Annotated in this window: 20 protein-coding genes; 2 read left to right on the forward strand and 18 right to left on the reverse strand. The window is 36.1% G+C overall.

Annotated features, from left to right (window positions below):
• Nucleotides 1–28: 28 nt before the first annotated feature.
• From NSS71_RS21140 to NSS71_RS21225, 18 genes are all read right to left on the reverse strand, one after another.
• The gene (locus tag NSS71_RS21140) at nucleotides 29–1,249 is read right to left on the reverse strand and encodes an MFS transporter (RefSeq protein WP_082810095.1); all 1,221 of its coding nucleotides are present in this window, start codon (nucleotides 1,247–1,249) and stop codon (nucleotides 29–31) included.
• A 919-nt stretch (nucleotides 1,250–2,168) separates the two neighbouring features.
• Nucleotides 2,169–3,212 (reverse strand): ArsR/SmtB family transcription factor, encoded by a 1,044-nt coding sequence (locus NSS71_RS21145; protein WP_144545406.1) that lies wholly within the window; start codon nucleotides 3,210–3,212, stop codon nucleotides 2,169–2,171.
• A 126-nt stretch (nucleotides 3,213–3,338) separates the two neighbouring features.
• The gene (locus NSS71_RS21150; RefSeq protein ID WP_341152018.1) at nucleotides 3,339–4,553 is read right to left on the reverse strand and encodes an MFS transporter; all 1,215 of its coding nucleotides are present in this window, start codon (nucleotides 4,551–4,553) and stop codon (nucleotides 3,339–3,341) included.
• A gap of 246 nt (nucleotides 4,554–4,799) precedes the next feature.
• Nucleotides 4,800–5,783: a ketoacyl-ACP synthase III gene (locus NSS71_RS21155; RefSeq protein WP_144545408.1), complete on the reverse strand. Its 984-nt coding sequence runs from the start codon at nucleotides 5,781–5,783 to the stop codon at nucleotides 4,800–4,802.
• A 223-nt stretch (nucleotides 5,784–6,006) separates the two neighbouring features.
• Nucleotides 6,007–7,167: a sugar ABC transporter permease gene (locus NSS71_RS21160; RefSeq protein WP_061801247.1), complete on the reverse strand. Its 1,161-nt coding sequence runs from the start codon at nucleotides 7,165–7,167 to the stop codon at nucleotides 6,007–6,009.
• On the reverse strand, nucleotides 7,142–8,683 hold the full coding sequence (locus NSS71_RS21165; protein WP_341117154.1) for a xylose ABC transporter ATP-binding protein: 1,542 nt from the start codon (nucleotides 8,681–8,683) through the stop codon (nucleotides 7,142–7,144). The genes NSS71_RS21160 and NSS71_RS21165 overlap by 26 nt, the downstream gene beginning before the upstream one ends.
• 68 nt (nucleotides 8,684–8,751) lie before the next feature.
• Nucleotides 8,752–9,849, reverse strand: coding sequence for a D-xylose ABC transporter substrate-binding protein (gene xylF / locus NSS71_RS21170; protein WP_061801249.1), 1,098 nt, complete (start codon nucleotides 9,847–9,849; stop codon nucleotides 8,752–8,754).
• A 397-nt stretch (nucleotides 9,850–10,246) separates the two neighbouring features.
• Nucleotides 10,247–11,866 (reverse strand): response regulator, encoded by a 1,620-nt coding sequence (locus tag NSS71_RS21175; RefSeq protein ID WP_186325657.1) that lies wholly within the window; start codon nucleotides 11,864–11,866, stop codon nucleotides 10,247–10,249.
• A gap of 11 nt (nucleotides 11,867–11,877) precedes the next feature.
• The gene (locus NSS71_RS21180; protein WP_061801251.1) at nucleotides 11,878–13,638 is read right to left on the reverse strand and encodes a sensor histidine kinase; all 1,761 of its coding nucleotides are present in this window, start codon (nucleotides 13,636–13,638) and stop codon (nucleotides 11,878–11,880) included.
• Entirely contained in the window at nucleotides 13,639–14,676 is a 1,038-nt protein-coding gene (locus tag NSS71_RS21185; RefSeq protein ID WP_053215640.1) for a substrate-binding domain-containing protein, read from the reverse strand.
• A 330-nt stretch (nucleotides 14,677–15,006) separates the two neighbouring features.
• Complete coding sequence (phoU, locus tag NSS71_RS21190; RefSeq protein ID WP_047941668.1) at nucleotides 15,007–15,666, reverse strand: phosphate signaling complex protein PhoU; 660 nt, start codon at nucleotides 15,664–15,666, stop codon at nucleotides 15,007–15,009.
• A gap of 12 nt (nucleotides 15,667–15,678) precedes the next feature.
• Nucleotides 15,679–16,509, reverse strand: coding sequence for a phosphate ABC transporter ATP-binding protein PstB (pstB, locus tag NSS71_RS21195; RefSeq protein WP_047941669.1), 831 nt, complete (start codon nucleotides 16,507–16,509; stop codon nucleotides 15,679–15,681).
• 19 nt (nucleotides 16,510–16,528) lie between these two features.
• Complete coding sequence (pstA, locus tag NSS71_RS21200) at nucleotides 16,529–17,353, reverse strand: phosphate ABC transporter permease PstA (RefSeq protein ID WP_047941670.1); 825 nt, start codon at nucleotides 17,351–17,353, stop codon at nucleotides 16,529–16,531.
• Nucleotide 17,354: 1 nt separating this feature from the next.
• On the reverse strand, nucleotides 17,355–18,269 hold the full coding sequence (gene pstC / locus NSS71_RS21205) for a phosphate ABC transporter permease subunit PstC (RefSeq protein WP_235844567.1): 915 nt from the start codon (nucleotides 18,267–18,269) through the stop codon (nucleotides 17,355–17,357).
• Between the two features lie 38 nt (nucleotides 18,270–18,307).
• Nucleotides 18,308–19,141, reverse strand: a complete 834-nt coding sequence (locus tag NSS71_RS21210; protein WP_095259177.1) for a phosphate ABC transporter substrate-binding protein — start codon at nucleotides 19,139–19,141, stop codon at nucleotides 18,308–18,310.
• 292 nt (nucleotides 19,142–19,433) lie between these two features.
• Nucleotides 19,434–19,859: an NUDIX hydrolase gene (locus tag NSS71_RS21215; RefSeq protein WP_047941671.1), complete on the reverse strand. Its 426-nt coding sequence runs from the start codon at nucleotides 19,857–19,859 to the stop codon at nucleotides 19,434–19,436.
• A gap of 274 nt (nucleotides 19,860–20,133) precedes the next feature.
• On the reverse strand, nucleotides 20,134–21,648 hold the full coding sequence (gene opuFB, locus NSS71_RS21220) for an osmoprotectant update ABC transporter permease/substrate-binding subunit OpuFB (RefSeq protein WP_341152019.1): 1,515 nt from the start codon (nucleotides 21,646–21,648) through the stop codon (nucleotides 20,134–20,136).
• 3 nt (nucleotides 21,649–21,651) lie between these two features.
• The gene (locus NSS71_RS21225) at nucleotides 21,652–22,611 is read right to left on the reverse strand and encodes an ABC transporter ATP-binding protein (RefSeq protein WP_047941673.1); all 960 of its coding nucleotides are present in this window, start codon (nucleotides 22,609–22,611) and stop codon (nucleotides 21,652–21,654) included.
• A 262-nt stretch (nucleotides 22,612–22,873) separates the two neighbouring features.
• Here NSS71_RS21225 and NSS71_RS21230 point away from each other — a divergent pair, with 262 nt between their 5' ends.
• Both NSS71_RS21230 and NSS71_RS21235 read left to right on the forward strand, forming a co-directional pair.
• Nucleotides 22,874–23,113 (forward strand): hypothetical protein, encoded by a 240-nt coding sequence (locus NSS71_RS21230; protein ID WP_047941674.1) that lies wholly within the window; start codon nucleotides 22,874–22,876, stop codon nucleotides 23,111–23,113.
• Nucleotides 23,114–23,251: 138 nt separating this feature from the next.
• Entirely contained in the window at nucleotides 23,252–23,833 is a 582-nt protein-coding gene (locus NSS71_RS21235; RefSeq protein WP_047941675.1) for a DUF6944 family repetitive protein, read from the forward strand.
• Nucleotides 23,834–23,857 lie beyond the last annotated feature (24 nt).

Consider the following 23,857-nt stretch of genomic DNA (forward strand, 5'->3'; position numbering starts at 1 on the left):
AATCCATTTCCTAGTCTTTCTTAATAGATTAAGCAGCCAGCTTGTTTTTATCGGTGCTTTCTTTATCCAAAAAGGCAAAGTAAGGAATCAATAGTCCCACTAAAGATACAGTAGTAATTATTGCTCCAATTAAAACGTATAAAGGCCGGATCCCCCATAATTCACTTAATGCTCCGCCTGCTATTACGCCTAGCGGCATCAGCGCTCGAATGATAAAGGATCGGACCGAAATAATTTTGCCCATTAAATGATTGGGAACGGTTTGCTGACAAATCGTAATATTATGTATGCTGAAAAATGCCATGGTGATGCCAGCAACGATTTCCGTTACGATGGCTGAAATGAGCGAACTTGTTATTCCTAAATTAATGTATGTCACTCCTCCTATTAATAGTGCCCCTAGCATCAAGCGTCTCCGTGATTGGATTTTGATTTTGCCAACAAGTAAGGTTCCAAACATATATCCTAAAGGAAAACCCGCCATAAAATAACCGTACATGGCATTATTTCCATTTAGCACTGTTTTAATATAGGGAATATTAATCACCATTGTGACCCCTACCCCAAATTGAACAAATGCTAAAAAAATCCCTAACCACACAATCGTTTTTTGTTGAAAAAAGTAGCGAACCCCCTCCATAAATTCCACTGCCCATGTTTTTCTTTCCACTTTCGCTTCTCTTACTTCCATAATCCCCAGCAAAAGACATCCACTAAGCATCAGCGCCGTACAAATAAACAATAAAGTACTGCCAATTCCGATATATTCAATGACAATCCCTGCCACAACTGGCGCTGCGAACGTCATTAATCTGGCCATCCCTTCTACATAGGCATTAGCACTACTTAATTGCTCTTTCGAAACAAGATTAGGCAGTATGGCTTGATTAGCAAGAGAATAAATCGGAGTTATTAATCCAATGATGACTTGAACAATATAAACATGCCACGGTACTAATGTGTCTGTTACAAACCCAATGAGAGGAAAAAGAAATATCATGCCTCTACTCCAGAGAGCAAAAATCATCATCCATTTTCTACTCCAACGATCAAGGTATGGCCCAATAAAAAGCTGAAGGATGAGAGAAGGCAGAAAATATAATAGCCACATACTGCCTAATGCCCAAGATGAACCAGTAATTTCATAGATTAATAACGAGTTGCAAAAGGTCCCAAAGGCTCCCGCTAACTCCGATATCCCATTTCCAATCCACATAAACGTGAATGATTTATTGCGAAAAATATTCAAATGAACACCACTTTCTTTGGTTTGGTGAGTTGATTGGTGATTTGGCTTCTCATCTTGGATGCTTTGGCTGATATTTTCCCAGTTTGACTGATTCTCTCCCCGCTTTGGCTGATATTTTCCCAGTTTGGCTGATTTCCCCCTCCCTTTGGCTGATATTTTCCCAGTTTGGCTGATTTCCCCTCGCTTTGGCTGATATTTTCCCAGTTTGGCTGATTCTCTCCTCCCTTTGGCTGATATTTCTCTAGTTTGGCTGATTCTCTTCCCGCTTTGGCTGATATTTCTCTAGTTTGGCTGATTTCCCCCTCCCTTTGGCTGATATTTTCCCAGTTTGGCTGATTCCCTCCTCCCTTTGGCTGATATTTTCCCAGTTTGGCTGATTTCCTCCTCCCTTTGGCTGATATTTCTCTAGTTTGGCTAATTTCCTCCCCGCTTTGGCTGATATTTTCCCAGTTTGGCTGATTTCCTCCCCGCTTTGGCTGATATTTCTCTAGTTTGGCTGATTCCCCCCTCCCTTTGGCTGATATTTTCCTAGTTTGGCTAATTTCCTCCCCGCTTTGGCTGATATTTTCCCAGTTTGGCTGATTCCCCCCTCCCTTTGGCTGATATTTTCCTAGTTTGGCTGATTTCCCCCTCGCTTTGACTGATATTTCTCTAGTTTGGCTGATTTCCTCCTCCCTTTGGCTGATATTTTCCCAGTTTGGCTGATTCTCTTCCCGCTTTGGCTGATATTTTCCCAGTTTGGCTGATTTCCCCCTCCCTTTGGCTGATATTTTCCTAGTTTGGCTGATTCCCTCCTCCCTTTGGCTGATATACCCTCCAGTTTGGCTGATATACCACCTCCTTTAGCTAACTCCTCTCCCTACTCTAGATAAGATATCCCTCCTTTCACTCTTTAATTCTTTAATCTCCTTCAAATCGTTTATTGTTGAATGTATTGCTCTAATTCTTTTGCTAAAGAGGTAATTGCACTCCTTTTTAATACATATTTTCCATCTTCTATTCCTACTAGCTGTGCTGATCTCAATATTTTTAAATGATGGTGAATCGTGGATTTTCCCATTTCTAATTTTTCTGTTATGTCTTGGAGCGTTCGACTTTGTTCAAATAATAGTTTTACCATTCTTAGTCGAACTTCATCGCCCAATGCCTTGTGCTTTAAAACTAGAAAGTTACTCGGCATATATTTATCGCTCGGCGAAATACTTTCATTGGAAACCGGGTAGTAATAGACTTTTGTCCCTTCTATATCTGCTGTAATATTCCACGGACGATAGATGTATTGAGGAATGAGTAATACTTTATGAACACTCGGCTCGGGTGTATATCGTATTCCTCCTGTAGCCCATTCTACAAATTCTTCTGGATTCATTTTCTGTCTCATTTTTTCCTTTATGGAGACATCTGTTTGTAAAATGGATGTAAGTTTTTCTCTATCTGGTTCTATAACTGCTTCATACCATCCACTCATCACGGTGATGAGATGCTGCTTTAATTGCTGAGAATCAACTTGGCAGATAAAAGAAATATAGGTTGGGAAAAAAGGGTTATCTTTTGTAGCTTCTTTTAACTGTTCTATCGCTTCTCTGCTTCTAGCGGCTGCTTGCTCTCTGATAGGTTGATGGCTTTCACTTATAAACGGAATACATTGATAGATTAATTCTCTCTCCGTTAGTTTATTTATATATTCAGTAAATACGTCCAGACTCGCAAAATCCTGTTGATGAAGTAATTGCAGTAATGCTTTCCATGTATTATTCGCTTCTACGTAGTCTAGTTGCGCTTGTAAATTCTGAGAAAGGTTTGTTCGGACATTTTTCCAATAACTCATCGGCTGATCTAATGAATCTAGTAAACGTTCATTGGTAATCGCAGCGATCCCCAATGCACATTCCCATAATAAAGAATAATTCATTTCAACTTGATATGTTTCTTGTTTCCGACCTGTTGTACTAAATACTTTCATTAGCAAAACACCTCCATCTATTTTCTTTTATTCTAAATCATTCGAATTATACATTCAATATTTTTAGAATATCTCATTCAAAAAACTCGACCTATTGGTTAAGGTCGAGTTTTCGATAAATGACATTTACTCTTTTTCTAAATGGCTTTGAATACGAAATAAAGATTTATTTTTATATATAATCATACTGACCAATGCAAGGAGAACACCTGAGAAAACGAAGACTATCCTTACCCCTAATAAGTCTGCCAGTAACCCCATCAATAAGGAGCCTATCCCGAAAATCCCTGTACCAATTGCTCCAAGAGAAGTGTACACGGTTGATAGCTGTTCTTTGGGGACGCTGGTTTGAATAACAGTTTGCTGCGGTATACTTTTTATTTGTGTAACAATACCAACACCGAATGATATACCTAATGCAAGGATAGGAATGCTGTTTAAACTAAATAAAATCGTTAGTAGAAAGCTTATAAAAGAGCCTGCTGCTAAAAACGCTCCTAATTTTCTTTCCACAAAAGAAGAATAGTTCATGCAATAGAGACTTCCCAAAATTAATCCTAAAAAGAATGTTCCATTCATAAAGCCCCACCACTGTTGGTCAACCTTTAAAGCATCCTGAATAAACACGTATAAAACAGCTGCAATCCATACCGTTCCAGCGAGACTTTCTAAAGATTCCACGAAAGCCATTTTTCTTAACACAGGCGTATGAAACAGTGTTTTCCAGCCCGCTTTTATTTGTTCTAGTTTCCCCGCTGACTCTATTGTTTTCCCATCTACGTTTTCTAAAAGGCATAATAAACAACTTGAGACAAAAAATAAACAGCAAACAAACCAAATAAGATTCTGTGGACTTAAAAAAAGAAGAAACAAGCTTCCTACAAACCACATTCCGGCCTGAATCAGCTGTGTCACTGTTTCTACCATCCCATTTGCTTTCATTAATTTTTCCGGTCTAACATAATATGGAATTAAAGTTCTTGTAATTGGATTGGCACAGCCATCAAGAAATGCGATAAGACCTATAATCATAAAGATGATAAAGTAATTCGCTTCTGTTATTCCTGGTAAGATAAACCCTAGTAGTAAGAGCAATCCGGTCTTTCCCATTTGGGATCCAGTTAATAACCGATTCAATCGAATTTTTCTCACGAAAAGTGGTGTTAAAATACTTGATATAAACATACTAGTTGTAATCGTAAACGGCACAAATGATGCCGCTGTTGCTGATTCCTTTACGGTATAGATCAAATTAATAATACTCACCATATAGAGGACATCCCCTATATTGGCAAAAGACTGCCCATTCAATAATAATGTAAAGTTCTTATTTAATTTCATGCTTTATCCCCCGCTAATTAAAAAATAATTAAGTTATTCATTAATAACGGAGATTATTAAATTGGACAGTTCATTCTGATACATACTCCTTCTAAGTAGATAAGCCAGGGGGATAAGGCATATTCTAAGATTTTGTTACACTCATCTTATCATAAAGGAGTAACTTCTTGCTTCTGTTTTTAAAGGAAATAAGCTTTTTGATTAAACAAACGTTTGATTCTACTAATAAGCCACCGTTTCTTCTTATCAAATCGTCCATTTAATTAATAATCCAGCATGTGCTAGACCACCGCCGAATCCATATAATAATACATGATCCCCTTGCTTTAATTTCCCTTCTTTCACTCCGATATCCAATGACAATGGGATCGTACCAGAAGAGGTATTTCCGTAGTTAACTAAACTATATAAAGTTTGTTCGATTGGAAAATTACTTTTCTCGCAAATGGATTCTAGCATTCTTAAATTCGCACTATGGGGGACAAACCAATCTATCTCATTTAAAGTCCTATTTCCTCTTTCAGCAACAATTTTCATCCCATTAGTAACTGTTTTAACAGCCCATTTATAGACTTCTCTCCCATTTTGAACAATACAGCCATTTCCCTGTAAGTCAACACCATTCATTTGAGTAGCTAGACTGGTGCAATATAAATGCTGCCCCCCTTCTCCTTCTGATCCGATATGAGAAGAAAGAAAGCTTGGTTCTGTTTCATCATACTCTACCAGTACAGCTCCTGCTCCATCTCCAAAAAGAATACATGTTGTTCGATCCGTAAAGTCTGTAATTTTGGATAATGTTTCCGCCCCTACAACCAAAACTTTTTTATTTAGTCCAGATGTAACCAATCCATTGGCTACATATAATCCATAAGTAAATCCTGCACAGGCTGCATTTAAATCCATTGCTCCTGTATTCTTTATTCCTAGCTTAGCCTGCAGGCTGGAAGCCACACTCGGTGTTTTATATTCAGGAGTCATCGTACAAACAATGATTAAATCAACATCATCAACTGTTTTATCGTATCGTTCCATTAAATCAAGGACTGCTTTATAGCTAAGATTGCTTGTAAATTCCTGCTCATCCGCAATTCTTCTTTCCTTAATACCTGTTCGCTTTACAATCCACTCATCATTTGTTTCCACCATTTTTTCTAAATCATTATTTGTTAAAATACGTTCGGGAACGTATGAACCAATCGCTGTAATACGTGCTTTGGAAATTGACATTCACATCACCTCATTATTCATTTACTTTTATTTTAACACCAATTACTATTACCTGGTACTAATTTTATGCAATTTTATTCTCTACTTTAAAAATATTCGCTCATCTCTCTTTAGAATATGTTTTTTTCGTTGTATTTGCTTTACCTATTTTCACCACAAAAAATCCTCACCTTTTTACAAGGTAAGGATTCTTCCATTCCGATTAAACTAACCTATTATTCATTTACTTCTTGCTTGATATATCAATCCAAACGGCAATAATTAAAATAAGCCCTTTTACTATATACTGCCAGAAGGTTTGGATATTCATCATACTCATCCCATTATCGATACTAGCCATAATTAAAGCACCAATTAGCGCTCCAACAATTTTTCCTTTTCCTCCTATTAGACTAGTTCCACCGATAACACATGCAGCAATCGCATCAAGCTCATACATATTCCCCGCACTTACGGTTGCTGCATTTAATCTACTTGTTAACAGAACACCCGCCACACCAGCAAGTCCTCCCATCGTAATAAACACCCACAGCGTATTCCATTTTATATTAATCCCTGACAATGCCGCTGCCTCTTGGTTTCCCCCAATTGCATAGACATATCGGCCGAAAGGCGTTTTATTTGAAATAAAGATAAAAATTGCAGCAATTGCTAAAACGATTAAGATTGGAATTGGAATACCTAAATACCGATTCAACATATAGGTTGCTAGCAGGATAAAAAAGGAATAGGCTACAGTCTTACCATAGTCTATCTTAGCAGCAGGGATCATTAAGCCCATATTTTTTCGTTTTGTACGATGTTTGGTCGTCCAAAGGAATAACAAAGCGATACTAACTAATGCAAGAATATATCCAGGAATGTATGGAAAATAACTAGTTCCAATTTTTTTAAAACTATCACTCATTGGTGCGACTGTTTGTCCCTTACTTATACCAATGAGTATACCTCGGAAGATAAGCATTCCTCCTAGTGTAACAATAAAGGCAGGAACAGCTCGGTAAGCAACCCACCATCCTTGCCATAATCCTAAAAGCGCTCCCACGACTACTGCACAAAGGACTACTAAAAGAGTATTCCAATCATACCAGACTTGCAAAATTGCCGCGATTCCTCCTGTTAATCCTACTAATGCTCCAACTGATAGATCAATATGACCTGCAACAATTATTAGCGTCATCCCAATAGCAAGGACGGAAATAACGGACATTTGCGTAAATAAGTTAGAGATATTTCGGGAAGAAAGAAATTCACCTCCAGTGAAAAAACCAAATATTAATGCAATCAATAGTAGAGCGATAATAAGTGTGTAAGATTGCATATCCACTTTAAAGCTTATTTCTCTTTTCTTGCTCTCTTCAACTGTTTGATGTTGAATATTCATTTTTCTTCCCTCCTGTGGCGCATGTCATAATTTTTTCTTGGGTAGCTTCTTCACGTAAAAATTCGCCAGAAATTTCACCCTCAGCCATAACTAGCACTCTATCTGACATTCCTAATACTTCAGGCAGTTCAGATGAAATAATAACAATTCCGACCCCCTGTTGGACAAGTTCATTAATAATCTTATAGATTTCATATTTCGCTCCAACGTCAATTCCTCTTGTCGGTTCATCAAGAACTAATATTTTCGGGTTATTTAACAGCCACTTACTTAGAACTACTTTTTGTTGGTTTCCACCACTTAGTTGTCCAACTCTTGCTTCTAAGCTCGGTGCTTTCAACTTCATTTTTTCCGTTATATCTGTTGCACTTTTCACTTCTAATGCCTGATCAATAACATTTAGCTTAACAACTTTATTTAACGCCGCTAACGTCGTATTTTTTGTTATATCCATTCCTAACACAAGACCGTAGCGCTTACGGTCCTCTGAAACATACGCTAATCCTTCTTTAATTGCATCAGCAGGTTTTTGGATATTTGTTTCTTTTCCATCTATGATGACCTTTCCTTCTTTTTTTCCTTTGAATCCACCGAAGAGACTAATAAATAATTCTGATCGTCCAGCTCCCATTAATCCTGAAAATCCTAAGATTTCTCCCTTTTTAAGTAAAAAGGAAACTTGATTAATGATTTTATTTCCTTGCTCATCATAGGCAGTATAGTCTTTCACTTCTAAAATATTTTCTTTACTAATAGCATGCTCCTCATATGGGAACAGTTCTGTTAATTCTCTTCCAACCATCTTTGTGACTATTTTATCCTCTGATAATTCCTCAATGGAATTAGTGCTTATCGTCTGGCCATCTCTTAATATGGTGACCGAATCAGCAAGTGACATAACTTCTCCTAATTTATGAGAAATATAGATGCAGGTAACTCCTTGTGAACGTAGATCTTGCAATAAATGGATTAAGATTTCTACATCACTTTCTGTTAAAGCAGCAGTTGGTTCATCCAAAATGAGTATGCTTGTTTTTTTCGTTAAAGCTTTTGCTATTTCTACCAGTTGCTGTTTCCCGACTGTTAAATCGGCAACTTTTGTTTGCGGATCAATATTTAACCCAATATGATCGAGCCACTTTTGGGCCTCTACATAAATTTCATTCCAATTGATTATTCTTTTTCTCATTAACTCATGACCAAGAAAAAGATTCTCGGCTACTGACATTTCCCCTACAAGCGCAAGCTCTTGATAGATAATACCAATTCCTGCCTCCTGCGATTCTTTAATAGATTTAAATTGTACTGTTTGACCATTAATGATGATTTCTCCTTCGTAAGTTCCATGTGGATAAACGCCACTTAAGATTTTCATTAATGTTGATTTCCCCGCACCATTTTCTCCGCAAAGGGCATGAATCTCCCCCCTCTTTACGGAAAAAGTAACATTATCTAAAGCCTTAACACCCGGAAATTCTTTCACAATCCCTTTCATTTGAAGCGCATATGTGTCCATTATTCATTCACCACCTATTAGTCAGGGAAAGCATTAGCTGCTCTCCCCTTAATTAAATATTTTGAGACTTACGGACGTTCTGGTCGTTCATTTTCTGGAACATTTTTATAGATATCATCATATGAATGGAATCCATCTTTAACTACAGTGTCAACAATGTTCTCTTTACCTACTTTAATTGGATCCAATTTTATAAATGGCACATCTATCTTTCCATTATTAACAGTTGAATCAGATGACACTTTTTCTCCTTTTCCTAGTTGAACAGCTACTTCAGCGCTCTTTGTTGCAATTGCCTTAATTGGTTTATAAACGGTCATTGTTTGAACACCTTCTGCAATACGCTGCACTCCTGCTAAGTCTGCATCTTGGCCAGAGATAACTACTTTTCCAGCTAAATCCTGTGCTTCTAGTGCTTGAATTGCTCCCCCGGCAGTACTATCATTAGATGCCACTACTGCATCAATATCATTCTTATTGGCAGTTAAAGCGTTCTCCATAATTTTCAATGCTTCATTTGCATCCCAATCTTTTGCCCATTGATCACCGACAATTTCAATATTACCTTTATCAACTAGCGGCTGAATAATATTCATCTGTCCTTCTCTAAACATCTTGGCATTATTATCAGTTGGTGATCCTCCCATTAAGAAATACTTTCCTGAGGGTACTTTTTCAACAAGATACTCTGCTTGCATTTCCCCAACCCGTACATTATCGAATGAAACGTAGGCGTCAATATCCGTTCCATTAATTAATCGGTCATATGCTAACACAGGAATCCCTTCGGCCTTAGCTTGATCTACTACCGTTGACAGGGCATCTGAATTGATAGCAATAATAACTAGTGCATCGATACCTTGTGAAAGCATATTTTGTATTTGCGATAATTGTTTTGCCTCATCACCATTTGCTGATTGTACTAACACATTTGCTCCTAGCTCTTCTGCTTTTTCAACAAAAAAATCACGATCATGTTGCCAACGCTCTAAGGTTAAATCAGAGACAGAAAGACCAATTGTGACCTTATTTTTTTCTGTTCCTCCTCCGTCCTTATTTCCTTTCTCATTTGCTGGTGTACCATTTGCATCCTGTCCACATGCAGCCATGATGAACATTAGAGATAGAATAAGTACAAACGAAAGTAAACCCTTACATTTTTTCATGAAAATATCCCCCTAATTTTAAGATAATCGATAAGATTGGATTGATTGCTTTGGTCTATTAATAGACATAAGTTGATTACCGAATATAAAGCCGACTTTCCGTATTCTAAAACATATAGTTGAGTAGAAATGACTTCGTCTCTTCCCTCCTCTAAATCATTTATAAAACGCTTTCACAAAAAGGATATATTTTTTTATAACTATTGGAAATAGAATATTTTTGATAATCCTTTAATATTTTTTGAATTTCCTATTTTCTTCTTCATAAAAAAAACTTCCATCAGTTGAAGTATTACTGCTATATTAAAAGTTTGAATAAAAAAAACACTCATCATGGATGAATGTTTTTTGCATAGTGTTTCACTACAATTCTTTTGCTGTTAACCTTCCCCCCATTTTACTCATCCCGATACTGAGTAGGATTAACCCCTGTTACTTTTTTAAATACGGAGCTAAAGTAATACGCATCTCTATACCCTATTTGTGCGGCAATTTCTTTAATACGTAAATCTGTATTCTTGAGCAGTTCTTTCCCCTTTCGGATACGTATATTTGTTAAATATTCACTGAAATGTTGGGAAGTGATTTCTCGAAATAATATGCTTAAATAGCTAGGACTTATATTAAATTCACGGGATAGGCTCGTTAGGGAAATATTCTCGGCAAAGTTTTCATTCATGTACTCCTTCATTTCCATAATAAGCCTTTCTGTTCGATTACCACGTTTTGATTCGATGAAGGAATGAATAGCCGAATAAAAGGAATATAAGCAATCCTCTATTTCTTTATAAGTAAAATTATTCTCTTGATTAAAGATGGGTAGTCCCGTTTCTCCGAATATTTCGTTCACATCGTACCCTTGTTCATTTATTGTCTTACAGGACATAAATACGATATTATTAATGGCTGTTGCCACTGCTTCATATGGAATACTTTCATTCTTAAGTTCTGCAAGCAATTCCGCTACGTCCTTTTTTACTTCTTCAAAGTCACCTGATTTTAAATCCTGATAAATTTTATGATTTACTATTTTATGTAATTGCTTGCTGTAATAAGTATGGTTGCTGATAATATTATGATAGAAATACACATCACCAGAACCGTGAATTCGACTTAATGCAGCTGCAGAACAAGCTTCTTCATAGGATAAATATAAATCAAGTAATTGATTATACCTATCGCCTATACCAATTGTTAAAGAGATGCCTCTTTCCTGATATTCTTTCTGAATAAACTTGCTTAGTTGATGTCTAATGCGCTCGATATCTTCGAATACAATTAACACAATTTGATCCATTTTATAATTTAAGATATATCCCTTTTCTATCTGACCACGTTCAGAAAACTGCCCCCATTTCTTTTCTAGCAGATGAGAAAGTCGCTTATAGATGGATACATTAAATAAATACTTTTCATTTTCCTCCATTTCACTTCGAGCTGTTTGGAGTTGTTCAATATTTAGGACGGCTACAAAAAAGGGGGTATCCTTAAGATGTTCCATTTCCACATATTTCAAATCAGTCTCTAGATCTCCCACAAAACTATTGGTCAAGAGATTCTGGATTAGTTTTTCTCGTAAAGAATGCTTATTTTCTTGCAATTGCCTTTTCATTTTTTCTACATTTTCTTGTTCTCCCTTATCCCGAATCAAATCCTTCTTTACATTTAATACGAGTTTTAATAGATTCTTAGATTGAAAAGGCTTTAGCATATAATCACAAACCTTTAAAGTAATCGACTTTCTTGCAAAGTCAAAGTCTGCATGACCTGAAATAATGATTACTTTTATTTCTGGATAAAACTCTTTCACATGTTTTGTTAATTGAATGCCATCCATTTCTGGCATTTTGATGTCGGTAATCAGAATATCAATACGGTTTTCAGCTAAAATTGTTACTGCTTCTGAACCATTTTCCGCTTCAAATACTTGTTGGAAACCATGACTTAACCAATTCGTATTATTGATTATTTTGTGACGAATCATATCTTCATCTTCTACAACCAATAAATTAAACATAGGATTCCTCCTCATATTTTTACAATAGGTAAAATGATTGTTACAGATGTTCCCGCATCTGGTTTACTTTTAAAATAAATTCCATACTCCATTCCATAGGTTAATTTTATTCGCTCATTCACATTTCGAATGCCAAAATATTCATTTTCATCCTCTATTTTCTCTATTCCTGTTAGAACATTATTAATGTGATTTACCTTTTCAACTGACATTCCCACCCCATTATCCCTGACTTCTAGAACCACTACTCCCTCCTTTTCTTTTCCTTTAATTTCAATTAGCCCCTTCGCTTTCATCCGTCTTACTCCATGATAAATCGCATTCTCTACCAATGGCTGCAAAATAAGCTTGACCGTTTCATAATTTAATATCTCTTCGTCTACTTCTACTTTCGTATCAAATTTATTAAAAAAGCGAAACTTTTGAATCGTAAAATAGTTACGAATATGTTCGATTTCCGCACCAATAAGAATGACATCCTTTCCATGACTTAACGATGTTCGAAAAAACATGCCAAGTGCTTCTATTAAATCAAGCGCTTCTTCAATCCGCTCTTGCTCTAACAATCCAATAATCGAGTCTAATGTATTATAAACAAAATGAGGTTTTATTAATTCTTGTAGTGCTTTCATCTCTATTTTGCGGATTTTCACTTGATCATCCATCGTTTTTTGAACAAGCCATTGAATTCGATTCATTAATTCATTAAAACTATTTGCTAGTTGCCCCATTTCATCGTTCGTTTTGACTTGTGCTCGAATGGCTAAATTATTATCTGCAAACCGTTTAATTGTTCTGCGCAAATCACGAATTGGATTTGTTAAAATATTCGTTAAATAAACACTTATTAGCACAACGAGCAGAAGACTGCCCACAGCAATTATAAGGGTTATCTGCCGGATTTTATTTATGTCTTCATTAAGTTCATCTGCATAAGTGACCCCAATAATATTCCAACCTGTAATCTCAGATTGTTTAAAGTTAACAAGATAATGCTTTCCCTTTACAGCTTCTTCAAATGATCCTTTATCTGAATTTAACAATCTATCATTGTTCATTAGTTCCTTTATAAACATAGGATGACTAGTATCTTCCGGGAAAAACTCTTCCTCCCCTGTTCTATCTGTAAAATAGACATACCCTTTCTCTCCTAATTTGATATCGTTTACAATTCGATTCAATAGATTTACATCAATATCAATAATTAAATAAGCTGGTTCACTTAAACTAGGAGATAAAATTTTCTTTCCAATAGAAAAAACATTACGATTAAACATATCCATATAAGGTGACTTTACTGCAAATTGCTCTTCATCTATTTTTCGCATATTCGTAAAAAAAGGGTCATTCATATCGCTCCAATATACACCTTGAGCGCTTATTGTCTCTCCTGTATGAGAAATGATTCTTATATCCACCAAATCGGATTTCATATTCCTAATTAGTTCTATCGTTTCCCATAAACGAACAGTATATTTCTGTATCCCATCTATATCTCCTGCTTCATTCAGCCTTAAGTACTGAATTGTGTAATAATCATCATAGATTTCTAGAATATTCTCGATATCTAAAATGTATGTTTCTATATTTTTATCCACACGTTCAATTACTTCATTGGTATAAACATTGATACTATTTTGGAGATCATTAATGTAATATTGATAGGAAAGATAACCAAGAATTAATAACGGGATAAGACTAAGTGCCAAGAAGCAGACAATCATTTTTGTTCGGATACTATAACGATCGATCCATTTCAGCCATTTCCTCATTTATTTTATCTCCCACGGCTTTTTTCTTTTTAACAAATCTTCATAATTATCTACATTGCCATATTCCAATCCCGTATATATCATAGTTTCTTTTACTTCGTCCCCATTAATTAATTTATACATATTCTCAACACTAAGACGTCCCATCCCTTTAAAATCTTGTCCAACTAGCGCATCTGCTAATCCTTTATCGGCAGCAAATACTATTGGATAAAATGTATCAACAATCACAGCTATACCGCCATTTTCTTTCCACCTTTTATATGAAATCATCCCTTCAGGAGGAGAAAATAACGGCCATGCTCCAGCACTAAAAAACAAGTCAAAATGAGGATTCTTTTTCACATAATTCTCTAGAAGCTCTGAAGCGCGATTTATGTCATCATAGGATTCTACCATATCAACAAACTCTAAATCTAATTCTTCCGTTGCATCTTTAAATCCTTCGATTCTCTCTTGCATATTGACACTTTCCTTCACCCCAGTCATAATCAAAACTCTGAGATGACGCTGATGCAAATTTTTTTCTTTTACTATTTTCACCAAAGATTTTCCACTTTCTTGTCCAAGTTCATAATTATTCGTTCCAACATAAAATGCCCGATTGCTTGCCGGTGCATCTGAATCAAAAGTAGCCACCTTTATACCTTGTGATACTGCTTTATTGATAAGCGGAGTCATTTTCTTTGTATCCAAGACACTGATAACAATGCCATCTACCTTTCTTTCGATTAAACTCTCCACTATTTTTTCTTGCTCCTGACTATCTACTACCATCGGGGCTAACCATTCCATTTTCACCCCTAACTGAGAGCTTACTCGTTCTGCTTCTTCCTTTGCTTCTATGAAAACTGGATTATCAAGAGACTTTGTAACAAAAGAAATTATCTTTTCCTTATCTTGATTAGACAATGGCTCTTTATAGATCGCTTGTTCATGGGAGTTACTTTTGATACGAATGCTAGTTGCCTGTTTATTTTCACATGCACTAACGAATATAAGCAGAATTACTAACAAGATATAGCCTTTGTTTTTCATACTTTCTTCCCCTAACCTACTCATTGATTGGTCTAGCTCATATAAAATTAAAGAAAGGTTACTCCATATGCAACCTAAATGAAACCGCTACCAAAATTATAGTTAGTAAATAAAAAAGAAGACACAAATTTAGTTAGATGAAAATGAATTGATTTTAAGAAATTTGATACAGATGACGAAATACATAATTGTTAACAATATTTTCTATTTATTATGAGGTTTTTGTCAATATTAAAGTCACCAATTCTTCTGAATTGGTGACTTTAATATTAGGATAAGAACTCAATCGATAAGAGATAAAGGTCTATTTTTTTTCGAATTGCTTTTCCCTTAGGAATTAAAATCATAAATCTTCCCTTTAATCAAATACCCAGTGCTTTCCGCCATATTGGTTATATGGTCAGCTGTTCTTTCCAAATAACGGTTGATAAATAATAATTGAACTAGCTGATTGGTTTCTTCGGGATGTTCACTTAAATAGGCTGTCAATTTTTTATAGGTTTCTAAATAATAATCATCCACTTTATCTTCTAACTTACTTACTTCCTTTGCAAGCACAATATCTTCCTCTATAAAGGATTTTACTGCTTTTTGCAGCATTTCAATTGATAGTTCCTTCATTTTCTCTAAATGGGTTAAATCCAGAAGCGAAGTTGCTTTTCCTATCTTAATAGTTGCTTTAGCGATGTTTACGGCAAAATCAGCTACACGCTCAATTTCGGAGGAAATTTTGATAACACCAATTACAACACGTAAATCTCTTGCAACTGGCTGTTCCTTCGCCATTAGCCAAATCGCAAAATGATTAATTTCAGATTCTAAATTATCAATGTCATTATCCTCTTCCATTACATTTAAAGCAATTTCAACATCTTGCGCCTTTAAAGCATCAAAAGCTTCTTCTAACTGAGTAATGGACATTTCGCCCATTTCACTGATTTTTTCTTTTAACTCTCCTAGCTTCTTCTCAAAGTTTTCTCGAATGACCATTAGTTCCTCCTATTATCCAAATCGACCTGTTACATAATCTTCTGTGCGCTGATCTCTTGGTGTAGAAAAAATCTTATTCGTTTCATCATATTCTACAACTTCACCATTTAAGAAAAAGGCTGTTTTGTCGGAAATCCTTGCTGCTTGCTGCATATTGTGTGTAACAATAACAATTGTATAATCTTTTTTCATTTTTGTAATCAGCTCTTCTACCTTCAATGTAGAAATTGGATCTAAAGCAGAAGTAGGCTCATCCATTAAAATAACATCTGGCTTCATAGCAATGGCACGAGCTATACATACACGCTGCTGTTGTCCACCCGATAAGCCAAGTGCAGATGTCTTTAACCGATCTTTTACTTCGTCCCAAATCGCTGCCCCACGCAAACTCTCTTCGACAATTTTATTTAATTCTTTTTTATTTTTAATACCTTGCATTCTTGGACCATAAGCCACATTGTCATAAATACTCATCGGGAACAAATTCGGCTTTTGAAAAACCATCCCGACTCTTGTACGAAGCTTAATAACATCATTGGAAGAATAGATATTTTCACCATCAATAATAATATCCCCTGCAATTTTTACACCATCAATTAAATCATTCATGCGATTCAATGTTCTTAGGAAAGTTGACTTCCCACAGCCAGAAGGTCCGATTAAAGCTGTTACTTTCTTTTCTTCAATATCCAGAGTTACTCCAAACAAAGCCTGTTTTTCACCGTAAAATAAATTTAGGTCACTTACACTAATTTTCGATGCACCAGCTGTATCTTCTTGACCAACCTTTAAGAATGCTTTCCCTGTTTTCTTTTGACTTTTTTCCGTTACTGTTGTAGTCATAAACATACCCCTTTAAAAATTAGTAGTCTGCTTTGTTTAACTTTTTCGATATAAATGTTGCGATAAGGTTTATAGCAAGAATAATGACGATTAACACAATACCAACTGCTGCGGCTAATTCAATATCTCCAGACTCTTGTGTTACTAAAAAAGAATGAACCGTTAGCGTACGAGCGGAGGACAGCAGGCCCTCTGGCATGGCAGCAACTGTTCCTGCCGTTAAGAAAATAGCTGCTGACTCTCCAACTATTCTTCCGATGGATAAAATAATTCCTGATAAAATCCCTGGCATCGCACTTGGTAAAATAACTTTATATAATGTTTGCAATCTTGTTGTGCCAAGGGCTAATGACCCTTCACGATAAGTAGGCGGAACTGTCTTTAAAGATTCCTCAGTTGTTCGGATAATAACTGGCAGTACGATAATCGTTAATGTCAAAGATGCCGCTAAAATAGACATTCCTAATTTCAAGGTGGTTACAAAGAATACTGCCCCAAACAAACCATAAATAATCGAGGGAATACCTGTTAAACTTTCTGTTGCAAAGCGAATTATTTTTACCAATCGGCCTTGTTTCGCATACTCTTGTAAATAAACGGCTGCTAATATTCCTATTGGTGTGGCAATCAGCAAGGAAATGACAATCGTGTAAATCGTTGTAACAATCATCGGCCAAATTCCACCGCCGCCACTTGGAGAATAGTCGCCAAAAATAAAATCGAAGCTGATTAAGTGCGCTCCTTTATAAAAGATATATCCAACAATCATAACAAGGACAGCAACAGACAAGAAAGCAGAAAGCCAAAGAAGTCCGCGTAACAAGTTATCTTTCATTTGTCTCATCTTATTTGCCACCCTTCGCACTAATTTTCGCTAAAACAAAATTCAAAATTAATATAAACGAGAACAATACAATCCCAGTTGCAAATAACATTTCTTGATGCGTCCCCGCTGCATAGCCCATTTCCAATGCAATGTTTGTTGTCAGTGGGCGTATACTATCTGTTAAGCTTGCTGGCACAATCAAACTGTTACCAGCAACGAGAATAACCGCCATTGTCTCACCGATCGCTCGACCTAAGCCCAATACAATGGCTGTCATAATACCTGACTTCGCTGCGGGGACAACAACCTTAAAGATCGTTCCAATTTCTGATACACCAAGCGCAAGGGATCCTTCCCGGTATGTTCTTGGCACAGCGCGAATCGCTGTCTCCGCGACTGTTACAATCGTTGGCAGCATCATAATTGCTAATACTAAAATAACCGCTAATAAACTTTGTCCCTTTACTAACCCTAATGTATTTTGTAAAAAAGGTACGATAATTGCTAGGCCAAAAACACCATATAAAACTGATGGAATACCAGCTAAAAGCTGAATGGCTGGTGAAACAATTTTAGCTATTGGCTTTGATGCTATTTCCGCCAAGAAGATGGCTGTGAATAATCCGATGGGAACTCCAATAATAAGTGCTCCTATGGTTGCATACAGAGATGCGACAATCATGGGCCATATCCCGAATTTTCCTTCACTAGGCACCCAGTCGACTCCAAAAAGAAAATCAAAAAAACTAAATCCTTCTGCAATAAAAGGGTGGGCCCCTTTATAGAAAACAAACCCAATAATTAATACTAAGCTGATTACGGAAAGAAGGGCACAAAACAAGAAAACCCTTGCCGAAACCTTCTCAAACATATATTTCCTCTTATTTGCTTTGCCCATTGCTGAGGCTTGCTTTTCGGTTGTTTGAATAGACACTCTATTTTCCTCCAAGATTACTTCTAAAGATTTTGGTATTACTTAATAGGAATTGCTCCTGCCTCTGCTGCAATTTTTTGCCCTTCATCACTTAGAATAAAATCGATGAACTTCTGCCCATTTGCAGTTAAACTCCCATCTTTATAGACAAACAAAAATGGCCGTGCTAACTTATATTTTTGCTCTAATACATTTTCAGCAGTAGCAGCAACGCCATCAATGTCGATAGTCGAGATAGCATCGTCAATATATTCAAAAGAAATGAAGCCAACAGCATGTTTATTATTTGCAACTGTTGTTTTAATATTTCCATTTCCACTGGCAATGATAGAGTTTCTAATTAATTCACCTGAGCTATAGCCTACAATTTCTTGGAATGCATCACGTGAACCAGAGCCATCCTCACGGGAAACAACCACAATCTCCATATCATCGCCGCCAAGCTGACTCCAGTTTGTCACTTTCCCTGTGAATATTTGCTTTACTTGTTCTAATGACAATTCTTTCACTTTATTGCTAGGATGTGTTACAACTACTATTCCATCATAAGCAATAACTACTTCTTTTAATTTTCCTTTTTCTTCATCTTTTAAATCTCGTGAAGACATTCCAATTTCAGAAACCCCACTCATCGCATTTGTAATTCCTGCGGAAGATCCAATTTGATTTATTTCAATTTTAGTTTGATCGTGTTCATGATATTTTGCTGCTAATTTCTCAGCAAGTGGTCCAACGGAAGTAGATCCTGAAATCGATATTGGATTACTGTCATTTGTTGATAGTTCGGTTTCTTCATTACTTGAACATGCTGATAATAAAAGGAGTATAGACAGTAACGAGAGTACTATTTTTAGTTTTTTTATAATGACCATGATTTACCTCCAAAAAGAATAGCAACTATTTATGTCATTTCTTGTCTAATAGTATGATAAATCTCCAGTGTAAATATTCTATTGACTGAATGTAAAGGTTTTGTAAATAACGTTAAAAGCAATCTATCTAATGTTATTTTTTGTAAATATTCAAAAAAAAAAGATAACAGTTATCCTGTTATCTTTTTCACTAAGTACCTATATTTAAACTGGTATTACTTACTATCGCTTCCCAATACTCAAATGGTGGTACTACACATAGAATAATTAAAGTAGATTATCCTAATAAAGCTTACTTTTGAAGCAATACTGCCGCTCGCTTTATACTTTCTTTTACATAACTAGGTGCTTGTGGATGACCTAATACCTCTTCAGTTGTCAGCCATTCTATATTTTCTACTTCATCAGGACTTTTAGCAAATGCTTCTCCTTGCTCATGCTCGCATAGAAATACTATATCAATTACATGCTTCCCACTATCAGTTACGAATGAGGTACTATGTACATATTCCATTTTATCTGCAACAGTCACACCTACTTCTTCTAAAATTTCTCGTTTTACCGTTCTTTCAAGAATATCTATGGAATTCCCTTCCAAATCTACTTTTCCGCCTACAAGGGAGAGCATCCCCCCAGCGTGTTCCTCTTTTCTACTTCTTTTCACAATCAACCACTTACCCGCTCTTCTAACAGCTCCTTCTACATTGACAATAAACATTTCGTGAACTCCCCCTTAATCTACTTTGTTTTCTTTACATTTCTCTTTATCTTATTTAATTTACCCATTGGACTGACTCTTTCTATATCTTTTAGAGGATTCTCAATCTAAGCGATTTGCCTGAAATTTGGATCCTTCAGCTCTTTGCGAAAAAGACATTAAGAATGTAGCTCTGTTTCTTTTGTCCTCCTTCTTGCCAGAAAGGGCTTTGAGATTACTACTCCATCCTGCGCTAGGTCTGCTTTCCCAAAAATAGAATTAAAATCAATGTTCCCTATTGAATAATACCTGCTTTTTTCAAATACTGTTCGGCAACTTCACGCGGACTTTCCCCTTCTACATTTACTTGATAATTCATTTCTCTCATATCGTCATCGCTTATTTTTCCCGCTAACTGGTTTAGTGCTTCTACCATTTCAGGATGCTCTTTTGCCGTTTCTTCTTTCATTAGAGGAGCCCCTTGGTATGGCGGGAATAAATTTTGATCATCTTCTAGCACCTTTAATTGGTATTGCTGCAACTCACTATCTGTGGAGTATGCATCGACTAAGTTAATTTCACCTGATTCAACTGCTACATAACGTAATTTAGGCTCCATTGTTACAAGATTAGGAAGGGTAAGTTCATAAAGATGCTGAATCCCTTGATACCCATCTTCTCGATCTGAAAATTCCAATGTAAAACCTGCCTGTATTTGCTCTTCTATCCCTTTCAGATCAGAAATTGATTCTAGTTGGAATTGGTCTGCAAGACTCTTGGAAGCTGCTAATGCATAGGTGTTATTATACTGCATCGGCTCTAACATTATCATTTGATATTTTTTTAACATACCATCCCTTGCTTGTCGATATACTTCCTCCCGATTTGTACTAGTAGCTGTTTCCTTTAGAAATTCGGAAATGGCTGTCCCTGTAAATTCTGGATAAAGATCAATGCTTCCTGTTTGCAATGCTTGAAACACGAAAGAGGTTTTTCCTAACCCCGGCTTCAGTTCTACTTGTAGATCTGTTTTTTCTTCAATAAGTATTTTATACATATTAATGAGAACTTCTGGCTCAGACCCTAATTTGCCCCCAATAACAATCTCTTCCTCCTTCTGCCCTATTAATGGCATGAGAATTATTAAAAGCGATAAAAGTGCAATCACTCCAACAGAAATAAAGGCTTTTTTATAGGATAGCTGCTCAAATTTTTTCAATAAGTAGTCAAACAGAAGAGCAAGCAATGCTGCTGGAATCGCCCCTAGAAGAATTAGATTTGTGTTATTGCGATCAATACCTAATAGAATAATATCGCCAAGACCTCCAGTTCCAATTAAAGCAGCAAGAGTGGCTGTTCCTACAATTAACACCATGGCTGTCCGAATCCCTGCCATAATAACTGGCATCGCAAGAGGAATTTCTACCTTGAATAATCTTCTTCTTGTATTCATCCCCATCGCTCGAGCCGCTTCAATTAAGGACGGATCTACTTCTTTAATTCCTGTATATGTATTTCTTAAAATTGGCAGCAAAGCATATGCAACTAAAGCAATGATTGCCGGCACTCTGCCAATTCCGAATAATGGAATCAAAATACCTAATAATGCCAAAGAAGGGATTGTTTGAATAACAGATGTGATTCCTACTATCCCTTCGGCCACCTTCCTATGTCTAGTAATATAAATTCCTAGTGGAATAGCAATGATGGCTGCAAAAAAGAGCGCAATAAAGGATATTTGAATATGCTCAAACAATGCGCTCGCTAATTCGGACTTTCTGTCTTGAAATACTTGTGTCAGCTCCTTCATTCCTTACACCCCTTTCTGAAGTAGACTAGAAGATACATATTTCATTATTGACCTGCGATTAACCAATCCAATAGGCGTTCCATCTCGTTCGATTATTACTTGTTCATACTCCACTAGCAAATCTACTATCTCTTGCATAGTAGCAGTAATTGGTGCACTCACTTGATTTTTTTGCATATCCTCTTCTTCCATAATTGGCTCTAATAAGTTCTCCAGTTGAAAATCATTGCTCCAGCTATCATGTTTATTTCCAACAAAGTTCTTCACAAAATCATTAGCAGGATTCGTAATAAGTTCTTGAGGGGTGCCAATCTGAACGACCCTCCCTTTTTTCATAATGCAAATTCTATCTGCTAGTTTTAAAGCTTCTTGCATATCATGTGTAACAAATACAGTCGTTTTTTTTAGATTTTTCTTTAAGTCCAACATATCATCTTGTAACTTTTCACGGCTAAGCGGATCCAAGGCACTAAAGGGTTCATCCATTAATAGAATCTCTGGATCTGCCGCAAGAGCACGAATAACCCCAACTCTTTGCTGTTCTCCTCCTGATAGCTCACTAGGCTTTCGATTGGCGTATGTTTGGTGATCGAGACCAACCATTTCTAAAAGCTCGTCGGTTCGTTGTTTAATTCTGTCTCTTTCCCACTGTTTTAATTCAGGAACTATTGCGATATTCTCTTCAATTGTCATATGGGGAAACAAAGCAATTTGTTGGAGCACATAGCCAATATTCCACCGTAATTCATGAATATCATACTCGCTTATTTTTTTCCCCTTTATATAAATGGTGCCATCTGAAAGAGGAATTAAACGATTAATCATCTTTAATGTCGTTGTTTTCCCACAACCACTTGGTCCGATAATAACAAAAAATTCCCCTTGCTTAATTTCTAATTCAACCGAATCAACTGCTGCTGTTCCATCAGTGTATCTTTTTGATACATTTTCAAATTTTATCATTGCATTTAGTTCTCCTTATTTAAATTGTAGGACTACTCATACCCCGCCTCTTTCACTAACAGATAGAAGCTTATTCTATAACCATATCTACCCATATTTAGGACTAATAATAACACGAAGTAGTCCATCCAAAAAAAGAATAGCTTGGCTAGAATCTCATTGGTTGATCTACTTATCCTCATTTATATTAAAATTCATATTTTAGAGAACAGCTTTTACGTTTATAATAAACAAAGATAAATACTATTAGGAGGACAACGAAATGGACAAGCAAGGGCAAGAAAAGTTTTTAGCTTTTATCTTACAGCGAGTACAAGAGGGTAAAGAAGAAGAAGCAAAGGCTATACTAATGGATAACTTCCGAAAACAAGACGAGGGTACTTTTTCCCAAAATGATATAGAACAGTTTCTGCCTAAAATGATCAGTCTAATAAAACCAGAAAGATTAGAGGAAATCCAAGCAGTAGTAAAGCAATTTTCTGGAAGCTTCGGCAGCAAATAAAAGGATTATTTTCTGTTTGAAAAAACAACTTGGAAACTTTATTCCAAGTTGTTTTTATTATATCCAGCTCGTTTTTATCCCATTTAAAACATTTTTGAATATGTTAGTTATTGTAAAGGAATGGGCGGTTGATATGGAATGAATGGTCATTTTAAAGAAATATTCGGATCAGCTATCAATACGATTGGTACTATCCAAGCAGCTATCGGAATTACCCCCTCTTTCCACTTGTCTAGAGAAACAAATTATCAGCTTCGTTTATTTGGCAATATATTACAAGGAACAGGCAGCGCATTACAAGCTGACGGACAAGGGACTATTTCATTAGAAAAACTAGGAGATGAAATTCAGGCAATTGGAAATTCAACGGTTATAACCGGCTTGCTTCTTTATAAATGGAGCAACACCCCAACAGAGCAGAAACTAATTATTACAGGCAATTTGCTTCAAGCATTAGGCAGCTTTGTCGGGCTTACAGATGAATTTTTTGATCATACAGCAAATGGAAGAATCGAAAATATAATTGGTGGTTTGCTTCAGGGGATTGGAAATTCTTTGCAGGCACTAAGGGGAACAGAACAATTACATGGAATAAGTAACCTTAACCAACAAAATATCGGTGTATTAGGCAGCTGGATTCAAGCCATCGGATCAGCTATTTCCCTTATTGGCCAAGTTAAAGAAGAATTAGAAGAGATTGCCCTGAATATTAATGAATAAAATAATAGAGGAAGAAAAATTCTT

This window comes from Niallia sp. FSL W8-0951 (assembly GCF_038006525.1).
GTDB lineage: Bacteria > Bacillota > Bacilli > Bacillales > Cytobacillaceae > Niallia > Niallia circulans.